The sequence below is a fragment of the Ruegeria sp. D3 genome (assembly GCF_056534465.1).
On sequence record NZ_JBQFPK010000008.1, the window covers coordinates 60,707 to 80,074 of the forward strand.

Genomic DNA, 19,368 nt, shown 5'->3' on the forward strand with positions numbered 1-19,368 from the left:
CCTATTCCGCCGCGCATTCTGGCCCTAACGCCGCCCCGCGCCATCCGTCAAAACCGTGTCTAAAGGCAGGGCAAGAGCCCCGGCCATTCCACATATGCGCGGAGATCACTCAGATGAAAATGACCACGGAAGAGGCCTTTGTTAAGGTTCTGCAAATGCACGGGATCGAACATGCGTTCGGAATCATTGGCTCGGCCATGATGCCGATCTCGGATTTGTTTCCCAAGGCGGGGATCATGTTCTGGGACTGCGCGCACGAGGGCAGCGCCGGCATGATGGCCGACGGCTATACCCGCGCAACCGGCAAGATGTCGATGATGATCGCGCAGAACGGCCCCGGTATCACCAACTTTGTCACCGCCGTCAAAACCGCCTATTGGAACCACACCCCGCTGCTGCTGGTCACGCCGCAGGCCGCGAACAAGACCATCGGTCAGGGTGGTTTCCAGGAAGTCGAGCAGATGAAACTGTTCGAAGACATGGTCGCCTATCAGGAAGAGGTCCGCGACCCGACCCGCGTGTGCGAGGTTCTGAACCGCGTCATCATGCAGGCCAAACGCGCCAGCGCTCCTGCGCAGCTGAACATCCCGCGCGATATGTGGACCCAGGTCATCGACGTAGACCTGCCCGCGATTGTGGAATTCGAGCGTCCCTCGGGCGGCGAAAGCGCCGTAGCGCAGGCGGCCGAGCTGCTGTCGAACGCCAAGAATCCAGTGATCCTGAACGGTGCGGGCGTGGTTCTGTCCGAAGGCGGCATCGAAGCGTCGAAAGACCTGGCCGAGCGCCTGGATGCGCCGGTATGTGTCGGCTACCAGCACAATGACGCCTTCCCCGGCTCGCACCCTCTATTTGCTGGTCCGCTGGGTTATAACGGTTCCAAAGCCGGGATGGAGCTGATTAGCGAGGCCGATGTGGTTCTGTGCCTTGGCACCCGCTTGAACCCATTCTCGACACTGCCGGGCTACGGCATGGAATACTGGCCGGCGGATGCCAAGATCATTCAGGTCGACATCAACCCGGATCGGATCGGCCTGACCAAAAAGGTCTCGGTTGGCATCATCGGCGATGCGGCTAAGGTGGCCAATGGCATTCTAGCAAATCTCAGCGACACAGCTGGCGACGCCGGTCGCGATGAGCGCAAGGCGAAAATCGCTCAGAAGAAATCCGCTTGGGCGCAGCAACTGTCCAGCATGGACCACGAGGATGATGACCCGGGCACCACATGGAACCAGCGCGCTCGCGCGGCAAAGCCCGACTGGATGAGCCCCCGCATGGCGTGGCGCGCGATCCAGTCCGCCCTGCCGAAAGAGGCGATCATCTCGTCCGATATCGGCAACAACTGCGCCATCGGCAACGCCTATCCATCCTTCGAAGATGGCCGCAAATATCTGGCCCCGGGCCTGTTCGGCCCCTGCGGCTATGGCCTGCCGTCGATCATGGGGGCCAAGATCGGCTGCCCGGATGTGCCGGTTGTGGGCTTTGCCGGTGACGGTGCCTTTGGCATCGCGGTCAACGAACTGACCGCCATCGGGCGCGAAGAATGGCCCGCGATTACGCAGATTGTCTTCCGCAACTATCAGTGGGGGGCCGAAAAACGGAACTCGACGCTGTGGTTCGACGACAACTTTGTGGGCACCGAGCTGGACACCAAGGTCTCGTACGCCGGTATCGCGCAGGCGTGCGGCCTGAAAGGCGTGGTGGCACGTACCATGGACGAGCTAACAGCAGCCCTGAACCAAGCGATCGAGGACCAGAAGAACGGCATCACCACCCTGATCGAAGCCATGATCAACCAAGAACTGGGTGAGCCCTTCCGCCGCGACGCGATGAAGAAACCAGTGGCCGTTGCAGGCGTCACCGCCGATGACATGACCCCGCAGGCCGGGGCGTAATCCGCGTGAAGCCTCTGCGCGCCATTCTCGGGACTGCAAGCGCGTCGGACAAGATCATCGCCCTGTCCGAGGGCGACGATCCCCGCGTTGTCGAAGGGGCCGTCAAGGCCGTGAAAGAGAATGTTGCGCGGATCATACTGATCGGAGACAGGGCCGAGGTTTCGGCCCTTCTCAACGCACATGAGGGATATGACCCGGATTGGATCGACATTCATGACCCGGCCACCTCTGACCTGACGCCCGGCCTTGCGCAGGCCCTGTATGAGCGGCGCAAGCACAAAGGCTTGACGCTGGATGAGGCGCGCCAGCAGATTACTAACCGCCTGACCTATGCTGCAATGCTGGTGCAACAGGACATCGCCGACGGCACGGTCGGCGGCGCGGTCGAGACCACGTCGGACACTGTGCGCGCCGCGTTGCAGATCATTGGGACCGCGCCCGAGACGGCGATGGTGTCCAGCTTCTTCCTGATGCTGTTTTGTCAGGACCATCACGACGTCAAAGGCGCCCGCATCTTCGCCGATTGCGGTTTGGTCGTGGACCCCAACGCGCAAGAGATGGCGGAAATCGCCCGTGCCTCGGCCGATTCCTACACGACCCTGACCGGCGATACGGCGCGCGTAGCGATGCTGTCCTTCTCCACCTCGGGCAGCGCAGAACATCCCAAAGTGTCCAAAGTCGTCGAGGCCACACAGATCGCACGCGCCAAGGACCCAACCCTGCTGATCGACGGAGAGCTGCAATTCGACGCCGCCTTCGTTCCCGAAGTCGCCGCCACCAAGGCCACAGAGTCGCCGCTCAAGGGTGAGGCAAATGTCTTTGTCTTCCCCAGCCTAAATGCTGGGAACCTCGGCTATAAAATCGCCCAGCGAATCGGCGGCGTCGAGGCGATCGGCCCTGTACTACAGGGGCTGGCGAAACCCGCAAACGACCTGTCGCGCGGCTGTTCGTCCGAAGACATCCTGCACATGATCGCCGTCACCGCCGTTCAGGCGCAACACAATGATGCCGGGACATAAGTCGTCCTAAGACGTGAAAACGAAAAAATTATTCCGATTTTTCTCAAAACGTGGGAATGATCGGGTCGCAAGCTGAAAAGGGGGCGCATTTGAACCAGCCAGTGATCGACACCTCGCCCAAGGTTTCCGACGAGGTCCGCAAGACCACCTGCTACATGTGCGCCTGCCGCTGCGGCATCAACGTCCACATGAAGGACGGCAAGGTTGCCTATATCGAAGGCAACCGCGACCACCCAGTGAACAAGGGCGTTCTGTGCGCAAAAGGCAGCGCCGGGATCATGCAGGTCAACGCGCCCTCGCGCCTGCGCAAACCGCTGCGCCGGGTCGGCCCACGCGGATCGGGCGAATTCCGCGAGATCGAGTGGGACGAGGCGATCAGCACTGCCGTCGGCTGGCTGAACGAGCTGCACGAAACCGCCCCGCAGAAACTGGCCTTTTTCACCGGCCGCGACCAGAGCCAGTCCTTCACCAGCTTCTGGGCGCAGAATTTCGGCACGCCCAACTATGCGGCCCATGGCGGGTTCTGCTCGGTCAACATGGCGGCGGGTGGCATCTATACGATGGGCGGCGCGTTCTGGGAATTCGGCCAGCCCGATTGGGACCATACCAAGCTGTTCATGCTGTTCGGCGTGGCCGAGGACCACGACAGCAACCCGATCAAGATGGGCATCGGCAAGATCAAGGCACGCGGCGCGCGGGTGATCGGGGTGAACCCGATCCGCTCGGGCTATAACGCGGTGGCCGACGATTGGGTCGGGATCACGCCCGGCACCGACGGCATGTTCATCCTGTCGCTGATTCATGTGCTGATGAAAGCGGGCAAGATCGACCTCGACTATCTCAGCCGCTACACCAATGCACCGGTTCTGGTGAACGCCGCCGACGGTCCGGATAAGGGCTTGTTCCTGCGCGACGCCGACGGCAAGCCTCTGGTCATCGACCGCGTGACGGGAGAACCCACCGCCTTTGACAAACCCGGCGTCCGTCCGGACCTGTCAGCGACCTATGACAAAGACGGTGTTACCCACCGCCCGGTCTTCCACCTGATGGCCGAGAAATACCTGTCCGACGAGCACGCACCTGAAAACGTGGCCGACCGCTGCGGCATCCCCGCCCAACGCATCCGCGCCATCGCGGCCGAGATTGCCCGCGTCGCCTTTGACGAGGCCATCGAACTGGACCACGAATGGACCGACTTCCGGGGCGAAAAACACTCCAAAATGACCGGCCGCCCTGTCAGCTTCCACGCCATGCGCGGGATTTCGGCCCATGCCAACGGCTTCCAAACCTGCCGCGCCCTGCACGTGCTGCAAATTCTTCTGGGTACGGTCGAAGTCCCCGGAGGCTTCCGCTTCAAGCCGCCCTACCCCAAACCGGTCGAGGCGCACCCCACCCCGCACGGCGACCGCCGCCCCGGTCGCCCACTGGAAGGCCCGCATCTGGGCTTCCCACGCGGCCCCGAAGACCTGCTGCTGGACGAAAACGGAACGGCCCAGCGCATCGACAAAGCGTTCACCTGGGAAAACCCGATGTCGGCCCATGGGCTGATGCATATGGTGATCTCGAACGCCGCCGCCGGTGATCCTTACAAGATCGACACGCTGTTCATGTATATGGCGAACATGTCGTGGAACTCCTCCATGAACACCAAGGGCGTGATGGAGATGCTGTCGGCCAAAACCGAAGACGGCAAATATGTCATCCCCAAGATCATCTACTCGGATGCCTATTCCTCGGAAATGGTCGCCTATGCCGACCTGATCTTGCCCGACACCACCTATCTGGAACGGCACGACTGTATCTCGCTGCTGGACCGCCCGATCTGCGAGGCCGACGCCGCAGCAGACGCCATCCGCTGGCCCGTGGTGGAACCCGACCGCGATGTGCGCGGGTTCCAGTCGGTTCTGATCGAACTGGCAAACCGCATGAGCCTCCCGGGCTTCACAAACGAAGACGGCACGCCCAAATGGAAAGACTACGCCGACTACATCGTCAACCACGAACGCAAGCCCGGCGTCGGACCGCTGGCCGGGTTCCGGGGCGAGGATGGCGATAAAGAAGGGCGCGGAGCGGTCAATCCAGACCAGCTGACCCGCTATATAGACAATGGCGGCTTCTATGTGGCCCACATCCCCGAAGGCGCAGATTACTACAAACCGTGGAACACGGCCTATCAGGATTGGGCGGTCAGCATGGGCCTCTATGACAGCCCTCAACCCTACCTGTTCCAGCTCTACTCCGAGCCGATGCGCAAATTCCAGCTGGCCGCTGAAGGGCATGGGGACCGCCAGCCCCCCGAGCACCTGCGCAAACGCCTCAAGGACACGATGGACCCGTTGCCGATCTGGTACGAAACCGACCAGCAGGGCAACGAAGGATTCACCGTCAACGCCCTGACGCAACGCCCCATGGCGATGTACCACTCATGGGGCACCCAAAACGCATGGCTACGTCAGCTGCACGGTCGCAATCCGCTCTACGTGCCCACGAAACTGATGCGTAAACACGGGCTGGAAGACGGCGACTGGGCCAAAGTCACCTCGCCCCACGGTGAGATCACTGTGCCGGTGATGGAGATGGCCGCGCTCAACGACAACACCGTCTGGACGTGGAATGCAATCGGCAAACGCAAAGGCGCATGGGCCTTGCAGGAAAACGCGCCCGAGGCGACCAAGGGCTTCTTGCTGAACCACCTGATCCACGAACTTCTCCCCCCCAAAGGTGACGGCATGCGCTGGGCCAATTCTGACCCGATCACCGGTCAGGCCGCATGGTTCGACCTCAAGGTCAAACTCGAAAAAGCCGCCCCGCCCTCGGACGCCCAAAGCCAGCCGGAATTCGATCCGATCCAGTCCCCCGTCGGCACCGGCCCCAAGGACTTGGCATGGAAGGTGGGCAAATGACCCGATCCGCTCTTCGTCTGGCCAAAAATACCTCGGGGAGCGCGAGGGGCTGGCCCCTCGCTCCTGTCTTCCCCACCAACGCAGAGGCACGGCAATCATGACCCAGCTTCCCCAATCCACGGACCGCAAAATGGGCCTGGTCATCGACCTCGACACCTGCGTCGGTTGCCATGCCTGCGTGATCTCATGCAAAGGCTGGAACACCGAAAACTACGGCGCACCATTGTCGGATCAGGACGCCTATGGAGCCGACCCGTCGGGCACATTCCTCAACCGGGTACATTCCTACGAGGTGCAACCCGCCGACGGTCATGCCCAACTCATCCACTTCCCCAAGTCCTGCCTGCATTGCGAGGACGCCCCCTGCGTCACCGTCTGCCCCACCGGGGCCAGCTATAAACGGGTCGAGGACGGGATCGTTCTGGTCAATGAAAGCGACTGCATCGGTTGCGGGTTGTGCGCATGGTCCTGCCCCTATGGCGCGCGGGAACTGGATGCGGCCGAAGGCGTGATGAAGAAATGCACACTCTGCGTCGACCGCATCTATAATGAGAACCTCCCCGAGGTGGACCGCGTGCCGTCTTGCGTGCGTACCTGCCCCGCCGGTGCCCGCCATTTCGGAGACCTTGGCGACCCCAATAGCGATGTCAGCAAACTGGTAGCCGAACGTGAAGGCATGGATCTGATGCCTGAGATGGGCACCAAACCTGTTAACAAATACCTGCCTCCACGCCCCAAGGATCAGATTGAGGAGCAGATCGACATTCTCGCCCCCCTTCTGGCCCCTGTAGCCGAAGAGCCGAAAGGGTTCCTTGGCTGGCTCGATAAAGCACTGGAGAAGCTCTGATGCATCCGGCCCCTTCTGTCATCATCTTTACCACCCTCTCAGGCCTGGGCTTCGGTCTTCTGTTCTTTTTGGGTCTGGGAGTACCTGACGTCTCGGGCTGGGTGGCGTTTGTTTTCTTTTTGATCGCATATGCGTTGTCAGTCGGCGGTTTGATGGCCTCGACTTTCCACCTTGGCCACCCCGAACGCGCGTGGAAGGCGTTTACACAGTGGCGGTCAAGCTGGCTCAGCCGTGAAGGCTGGTGTGCCGTGATCGCTTTGATCGTGATGGGGCTTTATGCGCTTGGGGTCGTTTTCGCTGGTCAACGCTGGAGTACCTTAGGTCTATTGGGCGCGGCTTTCTCATTGGCCACGGTTTTCACGACCTCGATGATTTACACCCAACTTAAGACAATCCCGCGCTGGAACATGGCGCTGACACCGGCGATGTTTCTGAGCTTCAGCTTGGCGGGTGGCGCGTTGCTGGCCGGACAAACCACAGTTTCCATCATACTTCTTGTGGTCGCCGCTACAATTCAAGCGCTGTATTGGTGGCGTGGAGATACTGCCTTGGCCCGCTCCGGCACCGATATCGGTACAGCCACGGGTTTAGGATCACGTGGTGACGTCAGAGCGTTTGAACCGCCGCACACCGGTACGAACTATCTGCTGCGCGAGTTCGTGCATGTGGTTGGCCGCAAACATGCTGAGAAACTTCGTATCATTTCTTTTGTGCTGGCATTCATGGCACCGGTGTTGTTCTTACTGCTGCCGTTCAGCCATGCCTTTGCCGCCGTCGCGGTCTTGTCCCATATCGCAGGTGTTGCCACGTCACGTTGGCTGTTCTTCGCGCAGGCGGAACACGTCGTGGGGCTGTATTACGGCAAACGCTGATGGAGGGGGCCGGCCCCCTCCTTGGCCTTTAAGGCCAATTCCCCCCCCCCCGAGGTATTTGTAGCTAGATGAAGAACGGATCCGGATGGAAGCGCGGTTTTACAACAGGCCTGCGTGTTTCATGGCTGCTTCGATCGCGGCTTTGGTACTGTCTTCCAGTTCGGTCAGCGGCGAGCGCACTTCGGGGCTGCACAGGCCCAGTTTGCTAAGCGCGTATTTGGCGCCCACAAGGCCGGGCTCGATGAAGATGGCTTCGTGCAGGGGCATCAGGCGGTCCTGATACGCAAGTGCCTTGGCATAATCGCCGTTCAGAGTGGCCTGCTGGAATTCGGCGCAGAGCTTGGGTGCCACGTTTGCAGTGACCGAGATACAGCCGACGCCGCCATGGGCGTTGAAACCCAGCGCAGTGGCGTCCTCGCCCGATAGCTGGCAGAATTCCGAGCCGCAGGACGCGCGTTGCTGGCTGACCCGAGCGATATCGCCTGTGGCATCTTTGACACCCACGATGCGCGGTAGCTTAGCCAACTCACCCATGGTTTCGGGTGTCATGTCGATGACCGAGCGGCCGGGAATGTTGTAGATGATGATCGGGATATCCGCGCATTCGTGCAGGGCGCGGAAGTGTTCGATAAGCCCTTTTTGCGTCGGCTTGTTGTAGTAGGGTGTCACAACAAGTGCCGCATCCGCGCCAACTGTCTGTGCGAACTGCACAAAGCGGATTGCTTCGACAGTATTATTCGATCCAGCCCCCGCAATCACTGGCACGCGACCGGCGGTTGCCTTGACCACCTCGGCCACGACGGTTTCGTGTTCTTCGTGGCTGAGTGTGGGGCTTTCACCCGTCGTGCCCACAGGGACCAATCCGGTCGAGCCTTCCTGAATGTGCCACTCGACCAAGCGTTTGAGCGTATCCAAGTCCAACGCGCCGTTAGTGAACGGAGTGACGAGGGCTGGCATTGAGCCTTTGAACATGACACGCTCCTTGGTGTGCGGTTAGTGTTTTTTTGCCTCGCGGGTCATCACAATCTTTGCTATGTGTGTTGATCCCGACGATGCAAGCTTTATCCTGAATGGCTCTATCCTTGGTTGGTTGGGAAATGCAAGGCATGACACGCGTTCTGGCGCTTTTGACGGCTGTGATTCTGGTTTCATTCGGGCAAGCAAGGGCCGACGCAGTGGGCGACCTGCGCGCGGGTCTTTACGAGATGCGCAAAGGCGATTGGAACGCCGCCCTGCGCGAATCTGGTGCCCGAGGGTCGGTATCGCGCGACATTATAGTATGGCACTGGTTGCGCGAAGGCTTCGGGACTTCAGGCGATGTGTTGGTTTTTCTGGACCGACGCCCCGATTGGCCCGGCCTCGCATGGCTGCGACGCAAGAGCGAGCCAGCCTTTACCGGAGCTGATCCGGATCGCGTCGTGAAATTCTATACAGACGTTCCACCTCAGACTGCCGAGGGTGCGTTGAATTATGCTGTGGCGCTGAAGGCCAAGGGGCGGTCGGGGGATGCCGAGGCTGATATCGTGGTCGCCTGGCGGACCATGCCGATGGGGTCCGGACTGCAAAAGAACTATCTTGAGAACTTTGGATCGTTACTGAAACCTCATCACGCGGCGCGGCTGGACCGGATGCTGTGGGACGGCCATCTAGTTAGCGCTGGCCAGATGTTGCCTTTGGTCAGTACCGATCAGCGTAAACTGGCCGAGGCGCGAATTGCATTGCAAAAGCGGCAACCGGGTGTCGATGGCAAGGTCGCTGCGGTTCCGAAATCACTGGTGGATGCGCCAGGGCTGGCCTTTGACCGCTTTGTCTGGCGCGACAAGAAAGAGCTGGACGACAGTGCAATTGACCTGATGCTGGCGCGTTCCACCGGGCCGGATGCGTTGGGGGAACCCGACAAATGGGCCGAAGGCCGTCGCCGTCTGGCGCGGCTTGAGATGCGCAATGGTAGCGCCTCGAAAGCCTACAAGATTGCAGCGAACCACCATATGACGCCTGAGATGGGCTATGGCTATGCCGATCTGGAATGGCTGGCCGGATTTCTGGCGCTGCGTAAACTGAACGATCCTGGCACGGCGGTACGCCATTTCCAGAACTTCTCGGATGCAGTTGCGTCCCCTATTTCGAAGGGGCGCGGCGGCTATTGGCTGGGGCGGGCCTACGCGGCCCAGGGGGATGCGGACAAGGCGTATGAAGCTTATGCGATGGGGGCTGACTACCAGACCTCATTCTATGGCTTGCTAGCGGCGGAACGGATCGGTCGACCCTTTGACAGTGAATTGGCCAGCCCACGCCGAGCCCCGCATTGGAAACAGGCAGGATTTGCCGATTCCAGCGTGCTGGAAGCCGGTCTACTGCTGCTGCGTGCGGGCGAGGACAACCTATCAGAACGCTTCCTGACCCACTTGGTCGAAGATCTGGACGACACGCAGGCCAACCAATTGGGTGATCTGGCGATCGAGCTGAAACAGCCACATCTGGCAGTTATGATTGCAAAACGGGCAGCCAAAACCGGTGTCGTGCTGCCCGCTGCGTACTATCCGGTGCATCCGGTTGCCGATCTTGGCCTGCCAATGGCGAAGGAAATGACGCTGGCCATCGCCCGCCGAGAAAGCGAGTTTGATCCGGTCGTCATCAGCGGTGCAGGCGCACGTGGATTGATGCAGGTGATGCCCGCAACCGCTCAGTTGGTTGCCAAGAACATGGGGATTCTCAGCGGGCACAAGACCTCGAGCCTGACATCGGACTGGCAGTACAATGCCAAGCTGGGTGCGAACTACCTGTCCAGTCTGGCCGAGGATTTCAACGGCAACGTGGTGATGATGGCCGCAGGCTATAACGCTGGACCACGCAGGCCGATCTCGTGGATGGATCGGTATGGCGACCCGCGTGCAGGTGAGATCGACATGGTGGACTGGATTGAGACTATCCCGTTCAGCGAGACCCGGAACTATGTGATGCGCGTCGCCGAAAGCCTGCCGGTTTACCGCGCACGGCTTGGGCGGCCCGCCTTGCCGGTCCCGTTCTCGCAAGAACTCACCGGGTCAACTCTGGCGGCGTTCGCGCCATAGGGTGAACAGCCCCGCCGCAATCACCAGCGCGGCCCCGACTACAACTGCGGGCCGCAGCGATTCTCCGAAGACCGAGATGCCAAGGATTGCGCTCCACATCAGGTGGAAATAGGCAAAGGGCTGCACGGCACTGGCCTCGGCCATCTCATAGCACTTGATCAGAAGCCAGTGACCCAGAACACCGCTGAGACACAAAAGACCCATCCAAAGCCAGTCGCCGCCAACCATTGGCTCCCAAAACCACAGGCCAATCACAGTCATGGCAACGGCCCCGGCAATACCGGTCCAGAAAAAGCTGGTCGCGGTGCTGTCGCGTCGTGCTGCGTATCGCGTCAGCAAACCATAGACGGCGAACATAAGGGCCGAGATCAGTGGGATCACGGCCCATGGATTGAACACGCCCATGCCCGGCTGCAGGATGATCAGAACCCCGACGCACCCCACTCCAATTGCTGACCAGCGCCGCCATCCAACCTTTTCGCCCAGTACCGGCCCGCTGAGTGCCGCAATCAGCAGGGGATAACAGATGAAAACCGCCTGGCTTTCGATCAGCCCAAGGATGGTAAAGGCATAAACCGCGACGCAGACCTCTCCGGCCAACAGAACACCGCGCAGGATTTGCAGCCCCAACTGACTGGTTCTTGCAGTGGCCGCGATCCCTCCGGGTGTGCGCAGGGCCAGTGCGATGACAAACGCCGCGAAGAACCAATAGCGGATCATGACGACCATGTAGGTGTTATATGTCCCTGCCAAATGGCGCGAGATTCCGTCCTGCAAGGCAAACACCACTGTGGCCGAAATCATCAGCGCGATGCCCGCGCGGGTGTTGTTTTGCTGGCTCATGATTTGACAGCGTGGGTCATATGGCGTTTGCGGCCGAAACCCGGCGCGCGGGTGACAGCAAAGCCCGCATCCTCCAGCCCGCGACGCACAAACCCTGCGGCAGTATAGGTAGTTGCCGTTCCGTCTTGGGCGGTATGGTCAAATACCTGTTGCATCAGGTCAGCACCCCAAAGTTCGGGGTTCTTGGCGGGGGAAAACCCGTCCAGAAACCACGCATCCGCAAGGCCCTGCCACGCAGGCAGGGCTTGCCGGGCATCGCCTTCGATGACCTCAAGGTGCAGAGTACCCAAATCGCAAATGCCTCCCCGCCATTTAGCCAGAAACCGTTCGGCCCACGGGGCCAATTCGGGAAAGGCGGCCAAGGCACGGGACATGTCATCGCGGACCATTGGGTAGGCCTCGAAACTGGTGAAGGTCAGCGGAGTCGTCTGGCCCGATTTTTCCCAAGCAGACCAGACCGTCAGCATGTTCAGACCGGTGCCGAAACCTAGCTCGGCAATGCGAAATCCCGGCGCAAACCGTGCAGGCAGATCATTGCCCGCCAGAAAAACATGCCACGTTTCCTCCAGCCCATTCTGGAGCGAGAAATAGGGGTCATCGAAACGGTCCGAGACGGGGATCTGCCCGTCCCGCCATGTCAGTTCGGCACGCTGGTCTGCCATCGGGGAATCCTGTAGCTAAGCGGCGCGACACTGAACAAGGAAATGAGGTTTGGCAATGGTCGATGTGACGGTGCGAGGTGCAGGTATCTTTGGCCTGTCCATCGCTTGGACCTGCGCCCGGCGCGGCGCCAAGGTGCAGGTGGTCGACCCGTTCGGCCCCGGCGCAGGCTCTAGCGGCGGGCTAGTGGGTGCGCTGGCCCCGCATGTGCCCGAGAACTGGAACGCTAAGAAAGCCTTTCAATTCGACAGCCTGATAATGGCCGAACCGTTCTGGAAACAGGTCGAGGCGACAGGAGGCGTTTCGCCCGGCTATGCCCGGTCAGGTCGCCTGCAACCCATTGCCGATCAACGCAGCTTGGACCTTGCCTACGCGAGAGCCGGGACGGCACAAGACTTGTGGCAAGGCCATGCCGAATGGCGCGTGGTCAAAACCTCAGAGATCGGTGCTTGGTGCCCGCCCAGCCCCACCGATTTCGTCATTCACGACACGCTCAGCGCGCGGATGCACCCCAGACGGGCCTGTGCCGCGCTGGTCGCCGCGTTAGAGGTGATGGACGTGCACGTTCAGGCGGAAGCGCCTGACAAAGGTCAGGTTATCCACGCCACCGGGTTGGCCGGGCTGCAAGCACTGAGCGGCGCTTTCGGAAAGACAGTCGGCAACGGCGTCAAAGGACAGGCCGCCCTGCTGCGATTTGATGCGGGTAACGTTCCACAACTTTTTGCAGACGCCATTCATTTCGTTCCTCATGCGGACGGAACGCTGGCGATCGGTTCAACTTCGGAACGAGAGTATGACGATCCAACCAGTACGGACGCTGCGCTGGAAGATGTGTTGGAACGCGCCATGCGGGCGGTGCCGGTGCTGCATGGGGCCGAAGTGATCGAACGATGGGCCGGCGTCCGCCCTCGCAGCAAAAGTCGTGCACCGATGCTGGGGGCACATCCTTTGCATCAGGGGCAGTTCATTGCCAATGGAGGGTTCAAGATCGGCTTTGGCATGGCACCGAAAGTGGCTGAGGTGATGGCTGATCTGGTGTTGGAAGAACGCGATACCATCCCCGATGATTTCAGGCCCGAAGCCTCACTCTGAACGGGGCACGGCCTGCGCGCTCATACATTGGCGTCCGTCCGGGCCACGCACCCACATATCCGCGCCGTTCCGACACAAAATCGCCTGCTCAAAATGTATCAAAGGCGAAGAGGCCCGGAAAGAAAACTGCGCCAACGGGCCAATCTGATCCTGCGCGAACAACATCAACAGTTGCGCTAGGAGGGGGCCGTGAACAACCAGCCCGTCATAGCCTTCGACTTCGCGGGCATAATCCAGATCATAGTGTATTCGGTGCCCGTTGAACGTAAGCGCCGAATAGCGAAACAGCACTGTCGAATCGAAATCGACCTCCCGCCGATGCGTTTCATCCAAGCGTGCTTGAGGTGCGACAGGCCGGACAACATTCGCCGAGGGGTCTTCGCGGTAAACCAAATCCTGCCATTCCGTCAGGCAAAGCGCTCCGTTCTGGTGGAATTCGTGACGCAGAGTGACAAACCCAAGCGGGCCGCTGCGTCCAGCCTTAACCTCGGAGCTTTCGCAAACCGTCCGCTTCTCGGCCTGCGCTCCTGCTGTTAGCGGCGTATGAAACTCCAACCGTCCCCCGGCCCACATGCGGCGCGGCAGGCCCATGTCGGGGATCAGCCCGCCGACTTTTGGGTGCCCGTCGCGCCCCAGCTGATCTGGGGTCTGTGGAGACCAGAAATACAGGTGATGAAAAAATGGTGGCAACTCGGACCCGGCTGCTACACTTGGCTTTTGACCCAGCGTTGCCTGCAATGCGGCGGCACGCGCCGGGTCCAGGGTGTCAGTCAGGATATCCTCGGTCATAAGAAAAACCTAAGCAGCGCGCCTGTGCAGAACAAGCCATCAGGGCTTTCAAAGACCCGCTTCCGCCCGCAATTTCTGCATCAGGGTCCGCAGGGCACTTTCATAGCGCTCGCTGACCAGCTTGCCATGTTCGTCGAATTCGTTCGAACTGTCAGCCAAATGGATTTCCGGGCCCTGCAGGATGCGCGGCTGGAACGGAACCATATAGCCGCGCAAAACCATTTGCGCGCGCTCCCCACCGGCCCGTCCGGCAGCCGCAGACATAACAGCGACAGGCTTGTCAGCCCAGGGACGACCCTTGGTTCGGCTGACCCAATCCAGAGCGTTTTTCAGTACGCCAGACGGCCCCTTGTTGTATTCCGGGGTCGAGATGATCACCGCATCGGCCTGCGCGATCTGATCCGCCAGCACCTGAACGGCGGCGGGAATACCCTCGCCTTCTTCCAGATCGCCGTCGTAAAGCGGCAGATTCAGGTCTGCCTCGATATGGGTGGCGGGTTCGAACAGCCGGGCGGCCTCGCGCAGCAGTTTACGGTTGGTCGCGCTTTTGCGAAGTGAGCCGGAAAGGCTCAGAAGGATCGGTTCGGCCATTGGGAAACTCCGTTGCGTGTTCCCCAATACCTAGCGCGGCTTTGCCGTGGACCAAAGCCCACCTGACGCGCAGTCAATGTGCGCAAAAGGGCGCCAAAAGGCGCCCTGCTCGGTCAATGTGATCAGTTGGGGATGATCTCGATATCGACCCGACGGTTCTGCGCCTTGCCCGCAGCTGTCAGGTTCGATGCAGCAGGACGACTTTCGCCCAGACCAATGGTCGAGATCCGCGCGCCATTCACGCCATTCGCTTGCAGAATATCCGCGACCGAACGCGCGCGACGTTCGGACAGGCCCTGATTATACGAGGCCTCGCCATCGCTGTCGGTGTGGCCGATAACCTGCACGTTCGAATTGGGATAGCGCGTCAAGTTCTGACCCACCTTCACCAGATCGGCCCGTAACGCCGGACGCACGGTCGCGCTGTCGGTGTTGAAAGTAATGTCGTTGGGCACGGTCACGATCAGGCGGTTGCCTGCGTTCACAATAGTAATGCCGTCATTGGCCAGTTGCTGCCGCAGCTCTGCCGCTTGCTGGTCCAGCTGATTGCCAATGATTCCACCACCTGCTGCGCCGATTGCGGCACCGGCCACGGCACCCAGAAGCGGGTCCGAGTCGTTGGCAATCGCCCCAACGCCCGCGCCAACAATACTGCCCAGAATTGCACCTTGCTTGGCGTTCTGGTTCGGATCGGCCGGAAGGTTCAGGGTACCGGGGTCCGTACAAGCACCCAGAAACATGGCCGAGCACAGCCCGGCGGTTACAAAAAACTTGGAAATCGTCATGAATTCACCTTCTGCTCTGGACCTGTTTTTTAGGTCCATGTTGTTTGAGGCAGTATATCGTGCCTAGTGCAGGCGGGCTCAAGCAACAATGCGGTGATATGGGCAGTTACTCGCCGTCTAATGGGCTTTTGGTCCAGTCTCCCATTGGTTTTGTTCCTGCCAGATGGCGCGCAACGGCTCTCCCTGACCGCAAAAATGGTCATCTATCAGTTCGCAGGCCCAGATTCGATCCGCGCGGAAGTGGCGAAACCCGCTACGAAGCTCGCACCAGGCGACCAGCATGGTGCATTCTATGTGATAAATCAGAGCGACAGGCCGCACGACACGTTCGGTTTTTTCCTCTTGGGCATTGATGTAGGTGATGCGAATCTTGCGCTCGGCGCGGATGGCCTCTCGGTAGTTCACAACGGGGATACAGCCCTTGTCGGGATCGTCGATCGGTGCGCCCCACGGCGCCACCTGCAACCAGTCCGCAGGCGCGCGCAGTGCCTCGATCTTGCGGCACACCCGGTCGGCAGCCTGTTGCAACGTACTGTCCCCGGTGCGGGCCAACATTGACAGGCCAACCCACAGCGCCTCAACTTCTTCGGCGTCGAAATTCAGGGGCGGCAGGTCATACCCGCGCCGCATCATGTAGCCGACCCCTGCTTCGCCCTCAATCGGAGTGCGATGCGCCTGAAGTGCCGCGATGTCGCGATACACCGTACGCACCGAAACTTCGAGCTTTTCGGCCAGCGCCTCGGCTGTGACCGGCGCGTCGGTGGCGCGCAGGATCTGGATGATTTCAAACAAACGGGTCGAGCGACGCATGGCGGTCTCCGGAGTTTTTCTGCTGACACCTTAGCACACCCCCCTGACAAGGTGGTGTCAGTAGTGATGCGCCAGATTGGATCACCAACACAGGAGATCCGCCATGCCAAGCCGCGACAATCACGTCATGATGACACTGCAACTTGGGCGTTGGTCGCAGGACCACAACCTGCGGGCGTTTGAAATCGAACGCGAACTCATGTCCACTCGACAACCCTGCGCCCCGCGGCGACGAATTAGGCGGTTTTCGCTTGGAAATTTGAAACTGCTCTGGACCGGGACGGCTTAGAAATCCGCCACGGCGCGGAACTTCATCGACGCGCCGCCATTGGGGCTTTTCAACCTTAGCTCTTCGGAATGCAGCATCAGTCGCGGATAGTCCCGCGCTGGCCCTTCCGCGTAAAAGGGATCGCCCAGAATGGCATGACCCAGCGATTGCATGTGCACGCGCAACTGATGCGAGCGACCGGTTTTCGGAAACAGACGGATACGTGTCGTCTCACCCTCATGTTTCACCACACGCCAGTCGGTTACGGCGGGTTTTCCGGTCTCGTGGCACACCATCTGACGGGGGCGGTTGGGCCAGTCGACAATCAATGGCAGATCGACAGTGCCGGTCTTGTCCTCAACCTTCCCCCAAACGCGGGCGATATAAGTCTTGCGGGTCTGGCGCTTTTCGAACTGCATACTCAGATGACGCTGCGCATGCGACGTCTGCGCAAACACCATCACGCCCGATGTATCCCGATCCAGCCGATGCACCAGCAGCGCCTGAGGGAACACCGCTTGCACACGGGTCAGCAAGCAGTCGGCCAGATGCTCTCCGCGTCCTGGCACTGACAACAGACCCGAGGGTTTATTGACCACAATCAATTGCGCATCTTCGTGCAGCACATCCAGTGGGGTCAGAGGGGGATTATAGGCGTCGTTCATGCGCGTCTGCCTATCTTACCGCGCCCCCTCCCGCAACGTCGTCCTTGCCTGCCCGGAGCGGTTCGGCAAGTCTGTTCCAAAGCGGAGGAGAACAAATGCACCCAACAATCGAGCGTATGCAAGAGGTCGTCGCAAAGGGCGATGAAACCCTGATCCTTGAGTTGCTGGCCGAGGACGTGCGTTTTTCGCCCCCCACCTATTTCAGCACATGGACCGGGCGCGAACCCGTGGCGGCCGTGCTAGGGCATGTGGGGCAGGTGTTTTCTGATTTCCATTATCGCCGGATCATGGGGGACGGCAAAGATTGGGCGCTGGAGTTTCAGTGCAAGATCGGTGATTTGGATGCGGTTGGCGTTGACCTGATCACGCTAAACGATGACGGGCTGATCCAGGATTTCGAGGTCGTCATGCGCCCCTACAAAAGCGTTGGCGCCCTGCGCGAAGCGATGATGTCGCGCGTTATGACCGACGCGCGGTTCCTCAAGTTCAAAGACGCTCTAAGCTGATATGCCTCTCGCCGCTGATCAACTTTTACGGGTTCCCCTGTTGCCCGTGCTGGCGGCACAGGGGCTTTCCGTACGCCGGAACGCGCGGTTTCTGCCCGAACCCTCAGGTCCACGTGAAGGGCGAGAAGGGCGCGGTCCCCGGTTGCGTCTTCTGATTGCCGGGGACAGTTCAGCTGCTGGTGTCGGCGCAGGCACTCAATCACAAGCGTTATCGGGGTGTCTGGTCCGAGAGCTGTCTCGCCACTACGCTGTAGAGTGGCGGTTAGAGGCGACAACCGGGCACACGACGCTGGACACGATCGAACGCCTGCAGGCTTTGAACGGGCAATTCGACATGGCGGTGACCGCTCTGGGCGTCAACGACGTCACGCGGGCTGTTTCCCAAAGGGTTTTCATGGAACGGCAGTCGCGGCTGCTTGCGTTGCTGACGGGTAAGCTGGGCGCCCGGCGTGTAGTGGTAACCGCCGTACCACACATGAACCGCTTCCCCGCGTTGCCCCAACCACTGGCCTGGGTACTGGGCCAACAAGCCGCCCGGTTGGATCTTGGGTTGCGGGATGTCGTGGAAAGTTGCGCTCAGGCACGACATCTCACTCTCGATCTGCCGGACGACCCGGCACTTGCGGCACCTGACGGGTATCATCCAAGCCCGAAAACCTATGCCATATGGGCGGCAGAGGCCGCGCGCCTATTGCGTCAGGCCTGAGCCCGTATCTGCCGGATCATCGGGATCGAATACACGACCAAAGCCGTCCAGATCAGCGGGAAAGCGATCATGCGGCCCCGGTCAATCTGCTCGCCGAACACACCTATGGCGGTGATGAAGATCATGGTGGGCGCGATGTATTGCAGGATGCCCATCGTCGACAACCGCACCAGTTTGGCCCCGTTTGCATAGACCAACAATGGCACAGCCGTCACGATCCCAGCACAGGCCAGCAGCAGGGTGTCCGTAAGCCCCATGCCAAAATGCCCTGTGCCCTTCACGCCAAGCAAGGTGACATACATCAGGGCTGGAATCAGCAGGATCAGCACCTCAAGCAAAAAACCCTGATTGGGCCCGATGGGCAAAGACCGTTTGAAAAACGCATAAAACCCCCAGCTGACCATCAGACCCAACGCAGGCCACGGCAAGCTGCCTGCTTCGACGACCAGCACCAGCACCCCCAGCGCCGCAATCGCCACCGCCGCCAATTGTGTCTTGGTCAAAGGCTCTCGCAACAACACCGCGCCCAAGGCGATGCTGAACAGCGGGTTGATGTAGTACCCCAGCGCCGCATCCAACGCCCGGTCATTGGCAATCGCCCACACATAAATGGCCCAATTCACCGAGATCAGCGCAGCCGTCAAACACGCCATGCCCAGCATCTTCGGGTTCACCAGCGCAGCCTTCAAATCCTGCGTCCGCCCCAAGGCCACCAGCAGCAACCCCGCCACCGGCACTGACCAGATAATACGGTGCGAGACAATCTCGATCGGCCCCACATGCGCCATAGCTTTCATATAGAGCGGCAAGAACCCCCACAAAACATAGGCTGTGATGGCCAGTACCAACCCCTTGGGCGTGTCTTCAGCATTCGGGGGGATGGGTGTGTTTGCCACGGCGGGTCTCCGATTGATATCGGACTCTCTACGGCAAACCTCTGCCCTATGAAAACCACGAAAACTGTGAAGCCGGCCATCAGGAATTCTGATACGTCAAATGTTTGGAACCAATCCAACATGCGAAGGCTCTGCCTCGCGCTCCGAGATATT

General features: G+C 60.2%; 18 protein-coding genes. 9 read left to right on the forward strand and 9 right to left on the reverse strand.

Annotation, left to right across the window (positions count from 1 at the left end; all coding sequences use genetic code 11):
* Window positions 1-113 precede the first annotated feature (113 nt).
* The 5 genes from xsc (at window position 114) to ACR0DX_RS12925 (ending at window position 7,533) form a co-directional block, all read left to right on the forward strand.
* Window positions 114-1,892 carry a sulfoacetaldehyde acetyltransferase gene (gene xsc, locus ACR0DX_RS12905; RefSeq protein WP_170355344.1) on the forward strand — a complete coding sequence of 593 codons (1,779 nt, stop codon included), beginning with the start codon at window positions 114-116 and terminating at the stop codon, window positions 1,890-1,892.
* A 5-nt stretch (window positions 1,893-1,897) separates the two neighbouring features.
* Window positions 1,898-2,911, forward strand: a complete 1,014-nt coding sequence (gene pta, locus ACR0DX_RS12910) for a phosphate acetyltransferase (RefSeq protein ID WP_170355345.1) — start codon at window positions 1,898-1,900, stop codon at window positions 2,909-2,911.
* Between the two features lie 56 nt (window positions 2,912-2,967).
* Window positions 2,968-5,814, forward strand: coding sequence for a molybdopterin oxidoreductase family protein (locus tag ACR0DX_RS12915; RefSeq protein ID WP_170355346.1), 2,847 nt, complete (start codon window positions 2,968-2,970; stop codon window positions 5,812-5,814).
* A 97-nt stretch (window positions 5,815-5,911) separates the two neighbouring features.
* The gene (locus ACR0DX_RS12920) at window positions 5,912-6,661 is read left to right on the forward strand and encodes a 4Fe-4S dicluster domain-containing protein (protein WP_170355347.1); all 750 of its coding nucleotides are present in this window, start codon (window positions 5,912-5,914) and stop codon (window positions 6,659-6,661) included.
* Window positions 6,661-7,533, forward strand: a complete 873-nt coding sequence (locus ACR0DX_RS12925) for a DmsC/YnfH family molybdoenzyme membrane anchor subunit (RefSeq protein WP_170355348.1) — start codon at window positions 6,661-6,663, stop codon at window positions 7,531-7,533. Before ACR0DX_RS12920 ends, ACR0DX_RS12925 begins: the two co-directional genes overlap by 1 nt.
* A 99-nt stretch (window positions 7,534-7,632) precedes the next feature.
* Here ACR0DX_RS12925 and dapA read toward each other — a convergent pair whose 3' ends face one another.
* Window positions 7,633-8,505: a 4-hydroxy-tetrahydrodipicolinate synthase gene (dapA, locus tag ACR0DX_RS12930; protein WP_170355349.1), complete on the reverse strand. Its 873-nt coding sequence runs from the start codon at window positions 8,503-8,505 to the stop codon at window positions 7,633-7,635.
* A gap of 134 nt (window positions 8,506-8,639) precedes the next feature.
* Here dapA and ACR0DX_RS12935 point away from each other — a divergent pair, with 134 nt between their 5' ends.
* Window positions 8,640-10,604 carry a lytic transglycosylase domain-containing protein gene (locus ACR0DX_RS12935; protein ID WP_480846459.1) on the forward strand — a complete coding sequence of 655 codons (1,965 nt, stop codon included), beginning with the start codon at window positions 8,640-8,642 and terminating at the stop codon, window positions 10,602-10,604.
* Here ACR0DX_RS12935 and ACR0DX_RS12940 read toward each other — a convergent pair.
* Together ACR0DX_RS12940 and mnmC2 are read right to left on the reverse strand one after the other, a co-directional pair.
* Complete coding sequence (locus ACR0DX_RS12940; protein WP_170355350.1) at window positions 10,578-11,447, reverse strand: DMT family transporter; 870 nt, start codon at window positions 11,445-11,447, stop codon at window positions 10,578-10,580. The two genes, ACR0DX_RS12935 and ACR0DX_RS12940, sit on opposite strands and share 27 nt — an antisense overlap.
* A complete protein-coding gene (gene mnmC2 / locus ACR0DX_RS12945) occupies window positions 11,444-12,109 on the reverse strand; it encodes a tRNA (5-methylaminomethyl-2-thiouridine)(34)-methyltransferase MnmC2 (RefSeq protein ID WP_170355351.1) in 666 nt (221 codons plus the stop codon). The genes ACR0DX_RS12940 and mnmC2 overlap by 4 nt, the downstream gene beginning before the upstream one ends.
* Before the next feature lie 55 nt (window positions 12,110-12,164).
* On the opposite strand from mnmC2, the gene ACR0DX_RS12950 reads away from it, so the two are divergent.
* Window positions 12,165-13,199 (forward strand): NAD(P)/FAD-dependent oxidoreductase, encoded by a 1,035-nt coding sequence (locus tag ACR0DX_RS12950; RefSeq protein ID WP_170355352.1) that lies wholly within the window; start codon window positions 12,165-12,167, stop codon window positions 13,197-13,199.
* On the opposite strand, the gene ACR0DX_RS12955 is transcribed toward ACR0DX_RS12950, so the two are convergent.
* The 5 genes from ACR0DX_RS12955 to ACR0DX_RS12975 form a co-directional block, all read right to left on the reverse strand.
* Window positions 13,191-13,988, reverse strand: coding sequence for an HTD2 family dehydratase (locus ACR0DX_RS12955; protein ID WP_170355353.1), 798 nt, complete (start codon window positions 13,986-13,988; stop codon window positions 13,191-13,193). The genes ACR0DX_RS12950 and ACR0DX_RS12955 overlap by 9 nt on opposite strands.
* A 48-nt stretch (window positions 13,989-14,036) precedes the next feature.
* Complete coding sequence (locus ACR0DX_RS12960) at window positions 14,037-14,579, reverse strand: NAD(P)H-dependent oxidoreductase (protein ID WP_170355354.1); 543 nt, start codon at window positions 14,577-14,579, stop codon at window positions 14,037-14,039.
* 122 nt (window positions 14,580-14,701) lie between these two features.
* Complete coding sequence (locus ACR0DX_RS12965; protein WP_170355355.1) at window positions 14,702-15,364, reverse strand: YiaD family glycine zipper/OmpA-like lipoprotein; 663 nt, start codon at window positions 15,362-15,364, stop codon at window positions 14,702-14,704.
* A gap of 117 nt (window positions 15,365-15,481) precedes the next feature.
* On the reverse strand, window positions 15,482-16,174 hold the full coding sequence (locus ACR0DX_RS12970; RefSeq protein WP_170355356.1) for a helix-turn-helix transcriptional regulator: 693 nt from the start codon (window positions 16,172-16,174) through the stop codon (window positions 15,482-15,484).
* Between the two features lie 285 nt (window positions 16,175-16,459).
* Entirely contained in the window at window positions 16,460-17,107 is a 648-nt protein-coding gene (locus tag ACR0DX_RS12975; protein ID WP_480846363.1) for an RluA family pseudouridine synthase, read from the reverse strand.
* Between the two features lie 95 nt (window positions 17,108-17,202).
* Here ACR0DX_RS12975 and ACR0DX_RS12980 point away from each other — a divergent pair, with 95 nt between their 5' ends.
* A complete protein-coding gene (locus ACR0DX_RS12980; RefSeq protein ID WP_170355358.1) occupies window positions 17,203-17,613 on the forward strand; it encodes a nuclear transport factor 2 family protein in 411 nt (136 codons plus the stop codon).
* Window position 17,614: 1 nt separating this feature from the next.
* Window positions 17,615-18,319 (forward strand): SGNH/GDSL hydrolase family protein, encoded by a 705-nt coding sequence (locus tag ACR0DX_RS12985; RefSeq protein ID WP_170355359.1) that lies wholly within the window; start codon window positions 17,615-17,617, stop codon window positions 18,317-18,319.
* Here the strand turns inward: ACR0DX_RS12985 and rarD are convergent.
* Complete coding sequence (rarD, locus tag ACR0DX_RS12990; RefSeq protein ID WP_170355360.1) at window positions 18,310-19,215, reverse strand: EamA family transporter RarD; 906 nt, start codon at window positions 19,213-19,215, stop codon at window positions 18,310-18,312. The genes ACR0DX_RS12985 and rarD overlap by 10 nt on opposite strands.
* Window positions 19,216-19,368: the final 153 nt, after the last annotated feature.

What these genes read in the sequence shown, in the direction of transcription:
- ACR0DX_RS12985 (WP_170355359.1), top strand. Translation starts at nt 17,615, where the DNA reads ATGCCTCTCGCCGCTGATCAACTTTTACGGGTTCCCCTGTTGCCCGTG.
- ACR0DX_RS12970 (WP_170355356.1), bottom strand. Translation starts at nt 16,174, where the DNA reads ATGCGTCGCTCGACCCGTTTGTTTGAAATCATCCAGATCCTGCGCGCC.
- ACR0DX_RS12975 (WP_480846363.1), bottom strand. Translation starts at nt 17,107, where the DNA reads ATGAACGACGCCTATAATCCCCCTCTGACCCCACTGGATGTGCTGCAC.
- ACR0DX_RS12935 (WP_480846459.1), top strand. Translation starts at nt 8,640, where the DNA reads ATGACACGCGTTCTGGCGCTTTTGACGGCTGTGATTCTGGTTTCATTC.
- ACR0DX_RS12965 (WP_170355355.1), bottom strand. Translation starts at nt 15,364, where the DNA reads ATGACGATTTCCAAGTTTTTTGTAACCGCCGGGCTGTGCTCGGCCATG.
- ACR0DX_RS12955 (WP_170355353.1), bottom strand. Translation starts at nt 13,988, where the DNA reads ATGACCGAGGATATCCTGACTGACACCCTGGACCCGGCGCGTGCCGCC.
- xsc (WP_170355344.1), top strand. Translation starts at nt 114, where the DNA reads ATGAAAATGACCACGGAAGAGGCCTTTGTTAAGGTTCTGCAAATGCAC.
- ACR0DX_RS12915 (WP_170355346.1), top strand. Translation starts at nt 2,968, where the DNA reads ATGATCGGGTCGCAAGCTGAAAAGGGGGCGCATTTGAACCAGCCAGTG.
- ACR0DX_RS12920 (WP_170355347.1), top strand. Translation starts at nt 5,912, where the DNA reads ATGACCCAGCTTCCCCAATCCACGGACCGCAAAATGGGCCTGGTCATC.
- mnmC2 (WP_170355351.1), bottom strand. Translation starts at nt 12,109, where the DNA reads ATGGCAGACCAGCGTGCCGAACTGACATGGCGGGACGGGCAGATCCCC.
- ACR0DX_RS12960 (WP_170355354.1), bottom strand. Translation starts at nt 14,579, where the DNA reads ATGGCCGAACCGATCCTTCTGAGCCTTTCCGGCTCACTTCGCAAAAGC.
- ACR0DX_RS12980 (WP_170355358.1), top strand. Translation starts at nt 17,203, where the DNA reads ATGCACCCAACAATCGAGCGTATGCAAGAGGTCGTCGCAAAGGGCGAT.
- ACR0DX_RS12940 (WP_170355350.1), bottom strand. Translation starts at nt 11,447, where the DNA reads ATGAGCCAGCAAAACAACACCCGCGCGGGCATCGCGCTGATGATTTCG.
- ACR0DX_RS12925 (WP_170355348.1), top strand. Translation starts at nt 6,661, where the DNA reads ATGCATCCGGCCCCTTCTGTCATCATCTTTACCACCCTCTCAGGCCTG.
- dapA (WP_170355349.1), bottom strand. Translation starts at nt 8,505, where the DNA reads ATGTTCAAAGGCTCAATGCCAGCCCTCGTCACTCCGTTCACTAACGGC.
- ACR0DX_RS12950 (WP_170355352.1), top strand. Translation starts at nt 12,165, where the DNA reads ATGGTCGATGTGACGGTGCGAGGTGCAGGTATCTTTGGCCTGTCCATC.